At 56.5% G+C, this 14,952-nt stretch carries 19 protein-coding genes, 1 tRNA gene and 1 other RNA gene; 10 read left to right on the top strand and 11 right to left on the bottom strand.

Features of this window, described 5'->3' with window-relative positions; all coding sequences use genetic code 11:
* Nucleotides 1-122 precede the first annotated feature (122 nt).
* The 3 genes from glnA to FN369_RS02815 all read right to left on the bottom strand — a co-directional run bounded on the left by glnA (nt 123) and on the right by FN369_RS02815 (nt 3,050).
* A complete protein-coding gene (gene glnA / locus FN369_RS02825; protein ID WP_178087631.1) occupies nt 123-1,556 on the bottom strand; it encodes a type I glutamate--ammonia ligase in 1,434 nt (477 codons plus the stop codon).
* A 317-nt stretch (nt 1,557-1,873) separates the two neighbouring features.
* On the bottom strand, nt 1,874-2,212 hold the full coding sequence (locus FN369_RS02820; protein WP_178087633.1) for a P-II family nitrogen regulator: 339 nt from the start codon (nt 2,210-2,212) through the stop codon (nt 1,874-1,876).
* Nucleotides 2,213-2,750: 538 nt separating this feature from the next.
* Complete coding sequence (locus tag FN369_RS02815; protein WP_246189503.1) at nt 2,751-3,050, bottom strand: HIT domain-containing protein; 300 nt, start codon at nt 3,048-3,050, stop codon at nt 2,751-2,753.
* Here FN369_RS02815 and FN369_RS11405 point away from each other — a divergent pair.
* Entirely contained in the window at nt 2,991-3,131 is a 141-nt protein-coding gene (locus FN369_RS11405; protein ID WP_246189504.1) for a hypothetical protein, read from the top strand. The genes FN369_RS02815 and FN369_RS11405 overlap by 60 nt on opposite strands.
* Here the strand turns inward: FN369_RS11405 and nrdR are convergent.
* The gene (gene nrdR / locus FN369_RS02810; protein WP_142524692.1) at nt 3,123-3,605 is read right to left on the bottom strand and encodes a transcriptional regulator NrdR; all 483 of its coding nucleotides are present in this window, start codon (nt 3,603-3,605) and stop codon (nt 3,123-3,125) included. The genes FN369_RS11405 and nrdR overlap by 9 nt on opposite strands.
* 404 nt (nt 3,606-4,009) lie before the next feature.
* Here nrdR and FN369_RS02805 point away from each other — a divergent pair, with 404 nt between their 5' ends.
* The 4 genes from FN369_RS02805 to FN369_RS02790 all read left to right on the top strand — a co-directional run bounded on the left by FN369_RS02805 (nt 4,010) and on the right by FN369_RS02790 (nt 6,767).
* A complete protein-coding gene (locus FN369_RS02805; RefSeq protein WP_142524691.1) occupies nt 4,010-4,471 on the top strand; it encodes a YceD family protein in 462 nt (153 codons plus the stop codon).
* Nucleotides 4,472-4,554: 83 nt separating this feature from the next.
* Entirely contained in the window at nt 4,555-4,740 is a 186-nt protein-coding gene (rpmF, locus tag FN369_RS02800; RefSeq protein ID WP_142524690.1) for a 50S ribosomal protein L32, read from the top strand.
* Between the two features lie 16 nt (nt 4,741-4,756).
* Entirely contained in the window at nt 4,757-5,794 is a 1,038-nt protein-coding gene (plsX, locus tag FN369_RS02795) for a phosphate acyltransferase PlsX (RefSeq protein WP_142524689.1), read from the top strand.
* A 10-nt stretch (nt 5,795-5,804) separates the two neighbouring features.
* Complete coding sequence (locus tag FN369_RS02790) at nt 5,805-6,767, top strand: beta-ketoacyl-ACP synthase III (protein WP_142524688.1); 963 nt, start codon at nt 5,805-5,807, stop codon at nt 6,765-6,767.
* Between the two features lie 46 nt (nt 6,768-6,813).
* Here FN369_RS02790 and FN369_RS02785 read toward each other — a convergent pair whose 3' ends face one another.
* Both FN369_RS02785 and FN369_RS02780 read right to left on the bottom strand, forming a co-directional pair.
* The gene (locus FN369_RS02785; protein WP_142524687.1) at nt 6,814-7,524 is read right to left on the bottom strand and encodes a nucleotide-binding protein; all 711 of its coding nucleotides are present in this window, start codon (nt 7,522-7,524) and stop codon (nt 6,814-6,816) included.
* A gap of 33 nt (nt 7,525-7,557) precedes the next feature.
* Nucleotides 7,558-8,115: a hypothetical protein gene (locus tag FN369_RS02780; RefSeq protein WP_142524686.1), complete on the bottom strand. Its 558-nt coding sequence runs from the start codon at nt 8,113-8,115 to the stop codon at nt 7,558-7,560.
* Between the two features lie 166 nt (nt 8,116-8,281).
* On the opposite strand from FN369_RS02780, the gene purF reads away from it, so the two are divergent.
* Both purF and purM read left to right on the top strand, forming a co-directional pair.
* On the top strand, nt 8,282-9,712 hold the full coding sequence (purF, locus tag FN369_RS02775) for an amidophosphoribosyltransferase (protein WP_142524685.1): 1,431 nt from the start codon (nt 8,282-8,284) through the stop codon (nt 9,710-9,712).
* 25 nt (nt 9,713-9,737) lie between these two features.
* Nucleotides 9,738-10,751: a phosphoribosylformylglycinamidine cyclo-ligase gene (gene purM / locus FN369_RS02770; RefSeq protein WP_142524684.1), complete on the top strand. Its 1,014-nt coding sequence runs from the start codon at nt 9,738-9,740 to the stop codon at nt 10,749-10,751.
* Between the two features lie 29 nt (nt 10,752-10,780).
* On the opposite strand, the gene ssrA is transcribed toward purM, so the two are convergent.
* Nucleotides 10,781-11,163: a transfer-messenger RNA gene (gene ssrA / locus FN369_RS02765) on the bottom strand.
* Between the two features lie 137 nt (nt 11,164-11,300).
* On the opposite strand from ssrA, the gene FN369_RS11025 reads away from it, so the two are divergent.
* Nucleotides 11,301-11,459: a hypothetical protein gene (locus tag FN369_RS11025; protein WP_178087629.1), complete on the top strand. Its 159-nt coding sequence runs from the start codon at nt 11,301-11,303 to the stop codon at nt 11,457-11,459.
* Here FN369_RS11025 and smpB read toward each other — a convergent pair.
* From smpB to FN369_RS02745, 4 genes are all read right to left on the bottom strand, one after another.
* Complete coding sequence (gene smpB / locus FN369_RS02760) at nt 11,456-11,920, bottom strand: SsrA-binding protein SmpB (protein ID WP_142524683.1); 465 nt, start codon at nt 11,918-11,920, stop codon at nt 11,456-11,458. The two genes, FN369_RS11025 and smpB, sit on opposite strands and share 4 nt — an antisense overlap.
* 81 nt (nt 11,921-12,001) lie before the next feature.
* Entirely contained in the window at nt 12,002-12,256 is a 255-nt protein-coding gene (locus FN369_RS02755; protein WP_246189502.1) for a DNA-directed RNA polymerase subunit omega, read from the bottom strand.
* Between the two features lie 125 nt (nt 12,257-12,381).
* Nucleotides 12,382-13,134, bottom strand: a complete 753-nt coding sequence (locus FN369_RS02750) for a zinc ribbon domain-containing protein (protein WP_178087628.1) — start codon at nt 13,132-13,134, stop codon at nt 12,382-12,384.
* A 332-nt stretch (nt 13,135-13,466) separates the two neighbouring features.
* A tRNA-Val gene (locus FN369_RS02745) sits at nt 13,467-13,538 on the bottom strand.
* Between the two features lie 102 nt (nt 13,539-13,640).
* Here FN369_RS02745 and FN369_RS02740 point away from each other — a divergent pair.
* Both FN369_RS02740 and FN369_RS02735 read left to right on the top strand, forming a co-directional pair.
* Entirely contained in the window at nt 13,641-14,384 is a 744-nt protein-coding gene (locus FN369_RS02740) for a non-canonical purine NTP pyrophosphatase (RefSeq protein WP_142524681.1), read from the top strand.
* Nucleotides 14,365-14,952, top strand: a 588-nt coding sequence (locus FN369_RS02735) for a sugar phosphate nucleotidyltransferase (RefSeq protein WP_246189500.1), incomplete at its 3' end; no start/stop codon positions are given. The genes FN369_RS02740 and FN369_RS02735, both read left to right, overlap by 20 nt.

Genomic DNA, 14,952 nt, shown 5'->3' with positions numbered 1-14,952 from the left:
AGGGCGGCATGGGAAAACCGTGCCGCCCTTTTTTTCCCTCATTCTCGCGGATAGGTCTACCAACAAGAAGGCCGCGCCCACGAAGCGCGGCCTTCCTCCATCGTGCAACCGAACGCGAACGATTAGATGTCGTAGTACATCTGATACTCGATCGGGTGCGGACGGAGTCGCAAGGTGTCGTAATCCTTTTTCCGCAACTCGAGGAGGGTCTCGACCACATCTTTGGTGAAGACATCGCCCTTGAGAAGGAATTCATGATCCTTTTCCAGAGCTTCAATGGCTCCTCGCAAGGAGTCGGGTACGGTCGGCACCTTCTTCAACTCTTCCGGCGGAAGCTCGTAGATGTTCTTCTCCAGCGGCTCACCCGGGTCGATCCGGTTCTGAATTCCATCCAGGCCGGCCATCAACATCGCCGCGCACGCCAAATAGATATTCGCTGCGGGGTCCGGCGTGCGGAATTCGATGCGCTTGGCCTTCGGACTCGGCGAGTAGATCGGAATGCGCACCGAAGCGCTCCGGTTCCGTGCGGAGTACGCCAAATTGACCGGAGCCTCGAATCCGGGGACGAGCCGCTTATAGCTATTCGTCGTCGGATTGGTGATTGCAGTCAGCGCCGGTGCGTGCTTGAGGATTCCACCGATGTAGTGGAGCGCCAGTTCGCTCAGCCCGGCATACCGGTTGCCGGCGAAGAGCGGCTTTCCGTCCTTCCAAAGGGATTGATGGGTATGCATCCCCGAGCCGTTGTCGCCGAAAATCGGTTTCGGCATGAAGGTTACGGTCTTGCCGAAACGGCGGGCGATGTTCTTGATGACATACTTATACGTCATCATATCGTCGCCGATCCGGAGCAGGGTGTTGAAGCGGACGTCGATCTCCGCTTGGCCGGCCGTTGCCACCTCGTGGTGCTGTCGCTCCACCGAAACCCCGAGGCTTTCCAGCCCTAGGACCATTTGATCGCGCACGTCCTGGAGGGTGTCCGCCGGCGGTACCGGAAAATACCCCTCCTTGTGCCGAATCTTATGCCCGAGATTCGGCTCCTCGTCGCGACCGGTGTTCCAGATTCCCTCGACCGAGTCGACCTCGAAAAAGGAACCGTTCGTCTGATTTTCGTATCGAACATCGTCGAAGATGAAGAACTCCGCCTCCGGTCCGAAGTACGCAGTATCCGCGATGCCCGTGCTCTTTAAATAGGCCTCGGCTCGAATCGCGATGCTGCGAGGATCGCGGACGTAGGTCTGGCGGGTAATCGGATCCGAGATCGCACAGATGAAGCTCAACGTCGGTTCCGCGATGAACGGATCGATGAACGCCGTGTACGGGTCGGGCATGACGAGCATGTCCGACTCCTGAATTCCTCGCCATCCCCGAATCGAAGAGCCGTCAAACCCGAGTCCTTCCTCGAAGGCTTCGGCAGGCACCTCGTTGATGCCCATGGTGAAGTGCTGCCATGTTCCCAGTAGATCGCAGAATTTCAAATCGACCAGGCGTGCATTGTGCTCGCGCCCGAACGCCAGCGCTTCTTCTCCGGAAGCGCACCGTTTATACTTCTCAGCCATATACGACTCCCTATTCCTCCTATTTATTGATTCGACTTCTCAGCATGGAACGAACCGAGATCGCTTATCGGAGACACCGCAAGCGATATCGCTCCGCTTCTGCGCTCCGTCCATCCGGATCGTCTCCACTTACCGGAATCCTCAGCGCGGAAGAGAGGAGAGATGCCCGGAATCCTCCGAGCTTTCCGGCCTTGGACGAAGCACGGCGCCCATAGAACCCATCGAAGAATGAGGGGCGCCTGCGGCCTCGCTTCCAAAATACCCCCTACGAGAAGCGAGCACCCGGTTTCCTCCACGCCGGGGAAGGGACCCACAGCCTAAATTGCATGCTCGTTCCGTTCCCCAGTTCGAATCCGAATTGCTTCGGATACCGGGACCACGAAGATCTTCCCGTCGCCGATCTTTCCCGTCCTGGCCGCCTTGATGATCGCTTCTGTCGCTTTCGCCAGCAGCTCCTCTTCCAACACCACCTCGATCTTGACCTTCGGGAGAAAGTCGACCGTGTATTCGCTGCCTCGGTAGATTTCCGTGTGCCCCTTTTGACGACCAAACCCTTTGACCTCCGCCACGGTCAAGCCGGCGATTCCGATTTCCGTAAGCGCCTCCTTCACTTCTTCGAGCTTAAAGGGTTTGATCACTGCCTCGATCTTACACAGCGCCATGTTTTTCCTCCCCAATTCCTTTTTCCTGACTCTGCCAATACCGACGGGGCGACTTCCGCATTCTTGCTAACCGTCTTTTGCTGCGACTGCAACACGAAAAGCATCTTTTATGCCATGGAGAAGTTGCCTTTGCGCGCAAAAACCATCCCGGCTGGGGGTCGAAAGAACCGCAACTTTACGGAGGAACCCCAAAGGAGCGGGAATGCGAGAGCTTGCGCCAGCAGGCAAAGCCGGTGGCAGCCACCCGCTTTGCTTACCCTAGTATTTTAACATAACAAGTATTGTGCGCACTAATTAGGGCAAGCGAAAACCCAACGGCCGATCCCGCACTCGCCTTCTCCTCGGGCGAACAACGGAATGCGCGCTGAAAAGAGATTCGATCGGGCTACGGCCTACTTCTTTCCATCTACTCGCCGAAGAAGCCGACTGGAAAACCCGGCTCCCCTCGAAGTGCTCGCATCGGCAAAAACGGAGCGAGATGCAGCGGCAATGCAGTCGCCCTCAGCTCCAGCCGCCGGCAACGGCTCCCGAATCAGTTTGATCCGCCGTGCTTCCACCCCAAGGGTTCACCCCCGAGGAGATGCAAATGAAGATGCGGAACGCTTTCCCCCGCATCCTTACCGTTATTGATAACGACACGGAAGCCGGTGTCAGCGATCCCGAGTTTTGCCGCAACGATCGTTGCAATGCCAAGCAGATACCCTAAGAGTTCTCGATCGGCGGCGTCGGCTTCAGAAAGCCGCGGGATCTCTTTTTTCGGAATGATCAACGCGTGAACTTTCGCGACCGGATGTATGTCGTGAATTGCGATGCACCGATCGTCTTCGTAAATGATCTCTGCGGGAATCTCTCGCTCAATGATACGGCGAAATATGCTCTTCATAAGGTGCAGAGCGTGATGCTCTTACAATAGCGGAAGCGTTTCCGAATTTGGTGCGGAACGGTTCAACTTTTTTACCGCATGAACAAAATCGCTCGCATCGCGAAACTTTCGATAAACGGAGGCAAAGCGCACGTACGCGACTTCATCGAGCATTCGGAGCCCTTCTACGATCTTCTCCCCGATCTCGCTGGAAGGAATCTCCTGTCCATGGCGGCGGACCAGATCGGCGACGACTCGGTCTACGAGATTTTCGATCGCCTGGAGGCTGACCGGACGCTTTTCACAGGCCTTCTCGACCCCCAAGAGGATCTTCTGCCGATCAAAGATTTCGAAACTCCCATCCCTTTTCTGGACCCGCAGCGCCAGTTGCTCGATTTCCTCGTAGGTAGTGAAGCGCGCTCCGCATTTGAGGCATTTTCGACGTCGGCGGATAACGGCCCCGTCGCGCAGCGGACGCGAGTCAACCACTCGGTCCTTTTGTTTGCCGCATTTCGGACATTTCATCGTAACGCAAAGAGATCTCGTGACTCCATCAGTCGTCGAGCGATTCCCTCCCACGAGAACCGGGCTTCTGGTGGACGATATCCATTCTCTCCCCTTTTTTGGTCCGGAAGAGTCTTCCTGGAATTTGTTCTTGTTCCTCCCAGTAAGGATAGCCCCACCGGCTCGCCCTACTCCGCGAAAGGTCCATAATCTCTAGAGATTTACGAAAAGGAACAAGGCGGTTCGATCGATCCTGCACAAGGGAAAGCGGCCGCGCAGCAATGCTCGCCGGATAGCGGAAGACCCACACGTAGGGAGCTGATTACCAGATTCCGTTTCTAAAGACAATACCGCTCTTGCAATTTCCAGGCGCTGTTTTCCCTCTTTTTGATGGAAAAACTCCCTTTGGTGCGCTTACTTGGACCATGAAAATCAAGACGGCCAGTCTCTCGGCGGAACCATTTCGCGTGAAAGAGATCCTGCAACCGGCGATTCTTGGATTAAATGAGCCCGCGGCCCATGCGAAGGATCCAATCGCGATCGACCTCACCCTCTACCTCGTGGACGATCTGGTCGTCGGCAGTGGAAGGGTGGAAACCGCCGTGGAGTTGCAGTGCGGCCGCTGCTGTCGCTGGCTCGATTGGCCGATTCGGCTGCCGGATTTCCAACTCCGGATACGCCCCCCGTTGCCCCTGTGGATCGACTTGACACCCTTTATCCGAGAAGACATCCTGTTGGCCCTTCCGATGGTAGCGGTTTGTGATGAGCGGACCGCGAAAGGCTGCTTTACCGATGGGATTCGAGCACTGAGCGAAACCGACGTACAACAGTCGATTCACGGAAGGGACATTTGGGGAATTCTGGAGCGATTCGAAAGAAATCGCTGATCCGGTCTATTAGCTAGAGGAGGAGCGGTGACGGACGGCAATGGCCCGTAGATTTCCCGCAGCAGCTTAAAAAAGGAGTAATCATGGGAGTTCCCAAGCGCAAGACCTCAAAAGCCCGCCTTCGTTCCCGGAAAGCAGCCAATCGCTGGACGCCTCCGGGACTTTTCAAGGATCCAAAAACGGGGAATCTTCATCTCCCTCATTGTGTCGATCCCGCCACTGGGAGTTACCGAGAGCGGCAAGTCCTGTCCAAAAACGTCGAGGAATGAGAGATAGCTAGAGCGGATGAAGATCGCTTTAGACGTCATGGGTGGTGATTTTGCGCCCCGGAATCCTCTTTTGGGAGCCGTTGGCGCACTCCAATCCTATCCCGACCTCTTCCTCTTCCTCGTTGGAGATCAAGAACGGATCGCCGAGGAATTTTGGCGACATGGAGGGCGTGCTTTCGGCGACCGGGTAGAGTTTGTCCATGCTTCGCAAGTAGTTCCCATGGACGCGCAGGCCATCGAAAGCGTGCGTCAAAAACGAGATTCCTCGATCAGCCGCTGTGTTCGACTTGTGAAGGAAGGCAAAGCGGATGCCTTGGTTTCCGCCGGTCATACAGGGGCGGTCGTCGCGGCATCTACCATTCTCCTGCGAACTCTTCCAGGGATTAGCCGGGCCGGGATCGCGACAACAATCCCGACGGAGCAGAAGCCCTTTCTCCTCATCGACTCCGGGGCCAACATCGATTCCGATCCCGTGCATCTTCTCGGCTACGCGATCATGGGCAGTATCTACTCGCGAGAGGTCCTTCACGTCCCCAATCCACGGGTCGGGCTTTTGAGCATCGGGACGGAAGACGTAAAGGGGAATGAGCTGACCAAGCAGGCATTCAAGCTTCTTGCCCAAGCTAAAATCAACTTCGGAGGCAACGTAGAGGGCCATGACCTCTTTGAAAAGCCGGTAGATGTGGTCGTTTGCGATGGTTTTGTCGGCAACGTTGTGCTCAAGACGGCCGAAAGCGTAGCAAAGGCCGTCATGCATTGGTTGCGTTCAGAGCTTACGCAAAATCCGCTCCGGATGTTCGGCGCTTATCTCGCTCGGGGAGCGTTCTTGTCGGTGAAGCAAAAAGCCAGCTACGAGGAATATGGAGGAGCCCTGCTGCTTGGGGTCAACGGAACCTGCATCATCGCCCATGGAGCTTCGACCCCGAAAGCAATTTGCAATGCGATTCGCATCGCACGAGAAGCCGTCACCCAAAACGTAAACAGCCGAATCATCCAGGAGATGAGGCGTCATTGTGAGGCAGAGTCTGAAAACACAGCGGCTTCGAGAGCGTAAACCCGCCATTGTGGGGACGGGAGCTTATCTTCCCGCAAAGGTTCTCAGCAATCATGACCTAGAACGAATGGTCGAAACCAGCGATCGCTGGATCGTTGAGAGAACGGGGATCCGAGAACGACGACTGGCGGCCGATAAAGAATGTCCATCCGACATGGGAGCAGCGGCTGCCATGATGGCGCTGGAACGAGCCGGTTTGCGTTCTGAAGAGCTCGACTTGATCATCGTGGCGACCACGACATCGGATACACTCTTCCCGTCGACGGCCTGCCAGATTCAGCAGAAGATCGGCGCTCGAAAAATTCCCGCTTTCGATCTGCAAGCGGCTTGTTCTGGATTTCTCTACGGGCTCGTCATGGCCCACCATCTGGTGGCCATGGGAAGCTATCAGACCGTTCTTGTCGTGGGAGCAGAAAAACTCTCCTCCATCGTAAACTGGACGGATAGAAATACCTGTGTTCTTTTCGGTGATGGCGCTGGAGCCGTGATCGTACGCCACTCTTCCGAAGGAGGACGTCTCCTCGCGCACGATTTAGGAGCGGACGGATCCCATGGCCAAGTGCTCATGGTTCCGGCAGGAGGTTCCCGGATCCCCCTCACCGCAGAAAACATCGGGGAAGGCTTGCAGTTTATTCATATGGTCGGGAAGAAGGTTTTTCGGCTTGCGGTGGATGCCATGGAATGCACGGCAAGAGCCTGCCTGGAAAAGGCGAATCTTCCCGTCGAGCAAGTGAGCTGTGTAATCCCACATCAAGCAAATATGCGGATCATCGAATTGTTGGCCGACCGCTTGAAACTGCCCTTGAAACGATTCTTCATCCACCTGGAACGCTACGGGAATACGTCCGCCGCCTGCATGCCCATCGCTCTCCATGAGGCGCTCACCGAAGGGCGCATTCAACCTGGCGAAAGAATCCTTTTGATCGCGTTCGGAGGCGGGTTGACGTGGGCAAGCGCCCTCTTGGAATGGTGACGAAGACTCGCGGAGAGTCGGCCGCTCACCCGGGCGATCTATCGCCTCAGGAGAAGATGACCTCCGCCAACCGATCAAACTGCTCGAAGATGCTGCGCTGATACCGACGCAAACGGCTCCTCATCATCGTATCGGTCAAACCCGGAATCTTTTCTTTCAGTGCGAGGGCATTCCCAATAGAAAGGTTGTTCTTGTTGAGCTCGACCACGGCCGAGGATGGAGAAAGCAAGGGGATCCGGACCTCCTCCGGCCGCCGTTTTTTCAGGAACTCCGCTCCTTCTTTCGTCTGCTCGAGCGCTGCCATCTCCTTGCCATCTTTTTCGTTTTTTACGACGACATATTGCAGCCGATCGCCCAAGGCCTGGGCCCATCGCAAGAGAACGACGACCGAATCGGGATCGGTCGTAACGCATCCCCATCCAACGAAACGAACCGTATCTCGGAGCTCGTCGAAGGGAACGTCCTCGAACCATCGCAGCATCTCTTCCCCACTGCCGGCGCGCAAATCGACCAGCACGATGCGGTGATCCCCGCTCTCCGCCATTCCTACGATGGAATCCACGCTTCGAACGTTGCGTGGATTGACCAGCATCGATTCCGGAAAAAATCGATGGAAAGAATGGTTTTCATCATCCGCATCTACGAGAAGGTGCGGAACATGGTGACCCGCCAGGTAGTCTGCTAAATGGCAGGCTAACGTTGTTTTCCCTACCCCACCTTTTGTACCGAGGACGATATGTATGACGCTTTTCGACATTGCCAATTACTCCGAGTCACATTCTGCCGTGGCCTATTTCCGCGAAGAGCGACCACGGCGTTGACCCTTTTCCGTCGTCGGCTTCTCTTCCGGTTCCTCCCTCCTTCTAGAAGGCAGGAAAGTGAGCGCTTCGATCCGCTCGACTGCTTCTACGGTGGGCCTCTGAGCCGCCCGTTCTTTCGCCGCCGCCTTCGCAGCGGCAATCGCACTCTCCAAACGGTTTTCTTCCGACAGGATTTTCGGGTCTTCGGAAGGAGATGCCTCTGGCGGCTTTGCGCCCTTGACCGGTGCTTTCGCCGGAGGCTCCGCGGCTATATCCTTGGAGCCCCCCTTCCCTTTGCCGATGACGCTGGGATGAGGAAGCTCTCCGAATTTCCCTTCTCTGGCCCATTTCCTGCGCACCTGTACGAAATTGTACAAAGCATGTTGACTGACTTCTACGCCGCGCGCGCGTAAAATTTCGGTAATTTCGCGCCAACTTTTGCGCCTCTGGCGCAATTCCCGGATCGTATCCCAGTAAGCTTCCAGCTTACTCCGGTAGGGCTTCCCCGCCATGGTCGTTGTTGTAGGCGGGCCTCTTCTTCGCGTCAAAGCAAAAATGCTCCCTTTGCACGAAAGTTTCCTGGACTAGCATTAATCCATCTCCTATTCATTATCACTCCATGCACAGGTCATGGATCGCCCTACACCTTTGCTCACTCCTTCTTTATCAATCCTTACCCTTGTACCTTTGTGTTTCGTGCGTTATGAATCATTAGTGCGCCTTTATCCTGGGGAAGAGTGCGGTGTCTTTGCCGTTTGCGGCCACCCGAATGCGGTTACCCTTTCAACATATGGGCTTTATGCCTTGCAGCATCGTGGCGAGGAAAGCGCCGGGATCGCCGCTTCCGATGGAAAACATCCCTTTCGCATTCATAGAGGCATGGGACTCGTCTCCCAAGTATTCGACTCGGCCGCTCTCGCCTCCCTATCCGGGTCGATGGCCATCGGGCACGTCCGCTATTCGACCACCGGCTCGAGCAACCTCATGAACGCGCAGCCGATTGCCGTGGTCTGCTCTCAAGGCGAGCTGGCGTTGGCGCACAACGGCGATATCGTAAACGCATCGGAGTTGCGCGCGCGCTTAGAAAACCGCGGGTCCATCTTCCAGACTACCACGGATAGCGAGGTAATCTTGCACCTCATGGCGCAACGCGTCGGCAAGCCCGTCGAGGAAGCCTTTCTCTGGGCCCTGGATCAAACGGAAGGGGCATATGCGCTCGTCCTCATGGCAAAGGACAAGATTCTTGCGGCACGGGATCCACAAGGCTTTCGTCCTCTATCGCTGGGACGATTGGACGATGGCTACATCCTCTCCAGTGAAACCTGTGCTTTTGATCTTCTCCATGTCCAATTCCTCCGGGACATCGCTCCCGGCGAGGTGATTTCCATCGATGGCGACGGAGTTCATGTTTTGCGCGCTCCGAGACCCATAGAAACCGCGGCCTTTTGCATCTTCGAATACGTCTACTTCGCTCGGCCGGACAGCACGATTCATGGGATCAATGTGAGTCAGGCTCGAATCCAAATGGGCCGGGAGCTCGCGCGGCTCTACCCGGTGGAAGCAGATCTGGTCATTCCCGTACCGGATTCGGGGAATTATGCCGCGCTCGGTTTCTCGGAGGAATCAGGCATTCCATTCAACTTTGCGTTCGTTCGAAACCATTACATCGGCCGCACGTTTCTCCAACCCACGCAGCTCATTCGTGACTTCAACGTCCGCATTAAGTTAAACCTTGTCCAAGAATCGGTGCGCGGCAAACGCGTCGTCGTGGTGGACGACTCGATCGTCAGGGGCACTACGGCCCGCGCTCGAGTCGCAAATCTTCGAGAAGCGGGCGCCTCGGAGGTTCATATTCGAGTAAGCTGTCCCCCTCACCGCTTTGCTTGCCACTACGGAATCGATTTCCCCGACCCCGGTTCCCTTTTGGCCAATCAGTTGACCTTGGAACGCATCCAGTCGTACCTGAATGCGGATTCCATCGGCTACCTGAACATTGACGGCCTGCTTCGGGCGTGCGGATCTCCCGAATCGAGCATGGGTTTTTGCACCGCCTGCTTCACCGGCCGATATCCCGTTGCGTTTCGACGAGGATTGCACAAGGAGATTTTGGAGCGGAACCAATTGACTCCTCTCGCCGCCAAATAGCAATCGGCCCGCTTTTTTTCTCACCATGGATCGGTATAGCGAAGCGGGGGTCGATCTCGATCTGGCTGCCACGGTAAAGGCAGGCTTGCGAGGCCTCGCGCGAAAAAGTAGGCGTCCCGAGGTCCTGGGAGCAATCGGAGGCTTCGGAGGCCTCTTTCGCCCCATGTTTTCCGGCTATCGCGAGCCAGTCCTGGTTGCGAGCATCGACGGCGTCGGCACGAAACTAAAAGTCGCAGTCCTCGCTAACCGCCATCAAGGAGTAGGCGAAGATCTGGTCCATCATTGCGTCAACGACATTGCGACGACGGGGGCGGTGCCGCTCTTTTTTTTGGATTACGTTGGAACCTCGCGTCTCGATCCGAACAGCTTTCGGCAGATTCTCCGGGGGATGGCTCGCGCCTGCCGCAGAGTGGGCTGTGCCCTCTTGGGGGGAGAAACGGCCCAGATGCCGGGAATGTACCGCGACGACGAGTATGATTTAGTAGGGGTCATCGTGGGAGTGGTAGACCGTCAAGCCTTGCTCCCCAAAAAGAGCATGCGAGCGGGCGATCTGCTGATCGGTCTCCGATCGAACGGCCTCCATACCAACGGCTACTCCTTGGCCAGAAAAATCCTTTTCGAGGAACAGCACCTCTCCTTGGAAACGCGCATTCCGGGATGCCCCCGACCCCTGGGAGAAGAGCTTCTGCGGGTACACCGCTGCTATCTCCCCGAGCTTCAACGGCTTCGTCAGCATCCTCTGCCGATTAAAGGAATCGCGCACATCACGGGAGGCGGTCTGCTCGAAAACCTTCCACGCATTCTCCCGAAGGGTCTCGACGCTCGCATCGAGTTGAAAAGTTGGCGCGTCCCCGCTCTTTTTCGTTTTCTGAGCGATCTCGGACACATTTCTCAAGAGGAAAGCTATCGGGTTTTCAACATGGGGATCGGGATGGTCCTGGTGGTCTCCGCCGATCACGGAGAGCGCGCCGCCGATCTAGTCCATGGCCGCATTATCGGCCGGCTTGTTCCGGGAAAAAGAAGAGTGCTGCTCTGCTAAGGGGCTTTGCGGGTCGGGTCGCAAAAAATTTGGAGGCGGAGGGAGTCGAACCCTCGTCTTCTCGTGGAACCTCGCTCGTTTCTACAAGTTTAGCGGCTTGATTGACAAACGCGCATGTCTGCTGGCCAAGCCGCCTGCGATGCAGACGATACGCCGAGCTTTTTTGTGCGACTCATTCATGGAGCTCATAACCATGAATGCATCGTCCGGCGATTAAACACGCCTGTCTCGTTCGCGCCGGCGCGAAACGAAACAAACGCCTACTGCTCAGCGATTCGCTTAAGCAGCAAGAGCCAACTCAGCGTCGGCAGTTATTTTCTTCGAGCAGGTTTTTTTACGAGGCCAACCTACCCCAAGCCCTCGACTTGCCGCGAACGGGGATGCACGGGAATCGATTGCCGTTTGCGCCCCCTATCTTCCGTGATAAAAGTACGGACGAAACAGTCGCATGTCAAATAGCCTCGCAGGGCGGCGGTAGCGGGATTGCAAGCCGACAAACTGTGGGCGCTGCTGGCCTCACGCAGACTGGCGCCCGGAAATCATACCCCTATGGTCCAGAACCCTCAGTGGCCCCCGCACGAAGACGGAAAGGAGCGGCGAATCCTGCGCAGCCTTCTCCTTTTCGCGTTTCTGCTTTTAGCCATAACCATCATCCAATTTCTCCTCGGGCTGCTCGTCGCTCTCGGCTTCCGAATCCGGGCGCTTTAACGCCGTCGGTGCATCGCGATTCGAATATCTTTCTTCGCTTCCAGGGCTCGGAGTTCTTCTCTCTTGTCATGTTCCGCCTTTCCGACCCCCAGCCCAAGAAGAACTTTTACCCTGCCGTTCTTCCAGTAGAGCTTCAAGGGGATCAGAGCCCTTCCCTTGAGGGACGTCGCTCCGAAGAGCTTTCGAATCTCCGCTTTATGAAGCAAGAGCTTCCTCGGCGCTTTCGGATCGCGGGCCGTGAAGCTGGTAGCGTTCGCGTAAATGGGAATGTTCGCTTGAAGGAGCCACGCCTCTCCCCCCTCGATCTGCGCATAGGCTCCTTCGAGCTGTCCTTTTCCCTCCCGGAGAGATTTTACCTCCGACCCCGTGAGAACCAGTCCAGCTTCGTAGGTTTCGAGGAAGATGTAATCCCGTCGCGCACGGCGATTCACCAATAAATCGGAGAGGACTCTTTCACTCACGATCGCCCCATCCGCCTTTCCCACTTCCTGACGAAGCCCCGAAATGCAACTCGCGCCGGAGTCGCTGTCGAACTAGCGACCCTATACCGCCGGCTCTTCCGAAACGAGCGAGGTGAACTCCGTAGGAGCCTCCTCTGCAGGAGCCACCGTCAGCTTCCCTGCCGCAATCTCTTTGAGGGCCACTTGCAGGAAGCTCCATTGAGGATGGACCTCCACAAGCGGGCGAGCCCCTTTCGCCAGCAAGCGAACTCGGCTGGAGACCGCGTTGATCAACACCTCCGGAGAGTCCATTTTCGCGAGAGCCGCGGAAAGAAGCGTGGTAATCGTTTCACTCACTGTTGCACCCTATTTTAAAGCCAAATCCTAACAAATAGACGATTTCGTCCGGATGAGCAACTCTTTCCCAAAACACCAACGTCCCATGGAGATCCTGGCATTCCGCAACCGACTTTTCGCCCCACCTAGGCGGCGACGAACAAGATGCGCCCGCAGTTTTCGCAAAAAGCCAGTTCCGTTCCGGCTTCCGCGCGCAAAAGAGTCTGCCGAGTGACCTTCATGTGACACCCTCCGCAACTCCCGTGAACTACGGGGACAACGGCATTTTCCCGGTGCCCCTGCACCAATCGCTCGTAACGAGCCAACAGCCCGGGGTTGACGTCCGCTTTCTTTTTCTCTCTCCCTCCTTCCGCATCGGCCAACAGCGCGGTCAACCGTGATTCCCGATCTCCCAATTCCTTTCGTTTCTGTTGCACGGTCCTTGCCGCTCGTTCCGCCTTCTCCTCCTCTTCTTTCACCTCGGCTTTCAAGAGATCGGCTTTCTCGAGCAGGAGCAGCACGGCATCCTCTTCGCGCTCCACCTCTGCATTCACCAACGCAATCTCATGAGAGAGCGCCTGGTACTCTTCGTTTTTTCGCGCCTGCATCTGCTGCGCCTGATACCGCGTGAGCCGTCGCCGCAACTCCTCGATCTCCCCTTCCTTTTGCCGCCGAAGGAGGAGAGCCGCCTGCTCCTGGTGTTTCGCATGCTGCAATTTTTGCCTCGCTTCCTCCAATTCCGCTTCCAATCTCCTTTTTGCAGCTGGCAACTGAGCAAGTTCCGAACGGAGGCGTGCGATCTTTTGGTCTAGCTCTTGCAGCTCAAGCAACGCGGGCAGGTCCGGATGCATCCCTCCTTCCCATACAGCCGACAGATCGCAATGGCAAGGGCTGCCCATGAGTTTCTTTCTCTCCGAGAGCTTCTCGTTTCCGGAAGCGCTCTCCCCAACCCAAGCCCCTCTCCTTTCGCTTTGAATTCCTCCGAAGCAACTCCCGCGTGGCGGATCGAAACTCCCCATTCGCTCCACCTACTTCGCAACCTATCGGGAAAAGGCCGCTCTCTCCTTTTTCCTCGCGCACTATAAAAACGAGCTTCCAACGAAACCCTTTGCCGGCATCCGCCTCCTGAGGATTTCTTCTCCGACCGAGAGGGGAAACACCACGTCTAAAAAAAGCGTCCCCTCCAGAATAGGCTACGTTGCGCCTTCCCCTCGTCGCAGCGCCAAAGGATTGCGCGGTACAGGGATTGAACCTGTGACCCCTACCGTGTCAAGGTAGTGCTCTCCCGCTGAGCTAACCGCGCTCGAACTTCCCAGCGTACCAGCCGCCCTACGAGTCGGGCAAGCAGAGAAAATAGGAAGAATCCAGGCGCGATCCCCCTCCCCCTTCCTTCTCCACCCTCTTCGTGTTAAAAACGAGCGTGCTTACTCTTCACCTCGCCTCCGCCAACATCCACAAACTAGAAGAATTTACGCGCCTCTTCGCCCCGTACACCCTATTACAACCCATTCATCTTCCTTCTAGCATACCTCCATGTATAGAAGATGGTTTAACATTCTTGGACAATGCCATCAAAAAGGCTCTCTATTATAGCACCGTTACCCCTGGATTGATTCTCGCGGACGATTCCGGCATCGCGGTCGGCCCGCTTGGGGGGCAACCCGGCATCTACTCCGCCCGATATGCCGGCCCGCGCGCCACCGACGCCGAGAATCGCCGCCTTCTCCTCGAGCGGCTCTCGCAACTTCCCGATGAAGGAGCAGCACGCGATGCCGCATTTATTTGCGCCCTTGCATTAGCTCGTGATGGACAAATCTTGACAACGGTCGAAGCCAGCTGCCCTGGAAGCATCGTTCGCTCTCCCAAAGGAACCGGAGGATTCGGGTATGATTCGCTCTTTCTCCCATCGGGCGCGCTGCGAACGTTTGCGGAGATGCCACCGGAAGAAAAGGATCGATACAGCCATCGCGGGCGAGCGGTCGCCAACCTGCTCTCCCGACTCGCGCTCTGGGTTGAAAACGACCCCCGGCTTCCTCTTTCCCCGGCATTGAGGCTCGACCTTTCCCAATCGCTTCCTCCAAAATCCTCTAATGAAAGCGATCATCCTCGCAGCGGGGAAAGGCACCCGCATGGGGGCGCTCACATCTGATCTCCCCAAGCCTATGCTCCGCGTCGGCGGCCGCCCCGTGCTCGAATGGATCCTTTGCGGCTTGCGTGACTTTGCGGAGGTGACGAGGATTTGCGTCGTAGTGGGACACCAGAAGGAGCGGATTCTCTCCTACTTCGGTGATGGAACCAATTTTGGGCTCTCCATCACCTACCGGGAACAAACAGTTCTTGACGGTACCGGCCGAGCCCCTCTCCTCGCTCGCAATTGGGTAGCGGACCAACCTTTCCTCCTCTCCTACGGAGATATTCTCGTTCATCCGGAAGAATACCGGCGGCTCGCGAATGCCTACCGGGATGATGGAGTGATCGCCCTCTGTTCCAATCAAGACGTTCGACTCGGCGGGGCCGTTCTGCTCGATGCTTCCGGCTTTGTCGTCGATATTATTGAAAAACCAGAAAATCCCATCCGCTTCCCAAACAGCTTCTACAATGCCGGCCTCTATGCCCTGCATCCCCGAGTCTTCTTTTTTATGGAGCAGCTAAAACAATCCCCCCGCGGGGAGTATGAACTTACCGACGCCCTGCGCCAGCTCGCCCGTACCGGGCGC

This window comes from Methylacidimicrobium cyclopophantes (genome assembly GCF_902143385.2).
Taxonomy (GTDB): domain Bacteria; phylum Verrucomicrobiota; class Verrucomicrobiia; order Methylacidiphilales; family Methylacidiphilaceae; genus Methylacidimicrobium; species Methylacidimicrobium cyclopophantes.
Note: the sequence above shows the minus strand (reverse complement) of the source record. Positions and strands in the feature narration are given on the sequence as shown.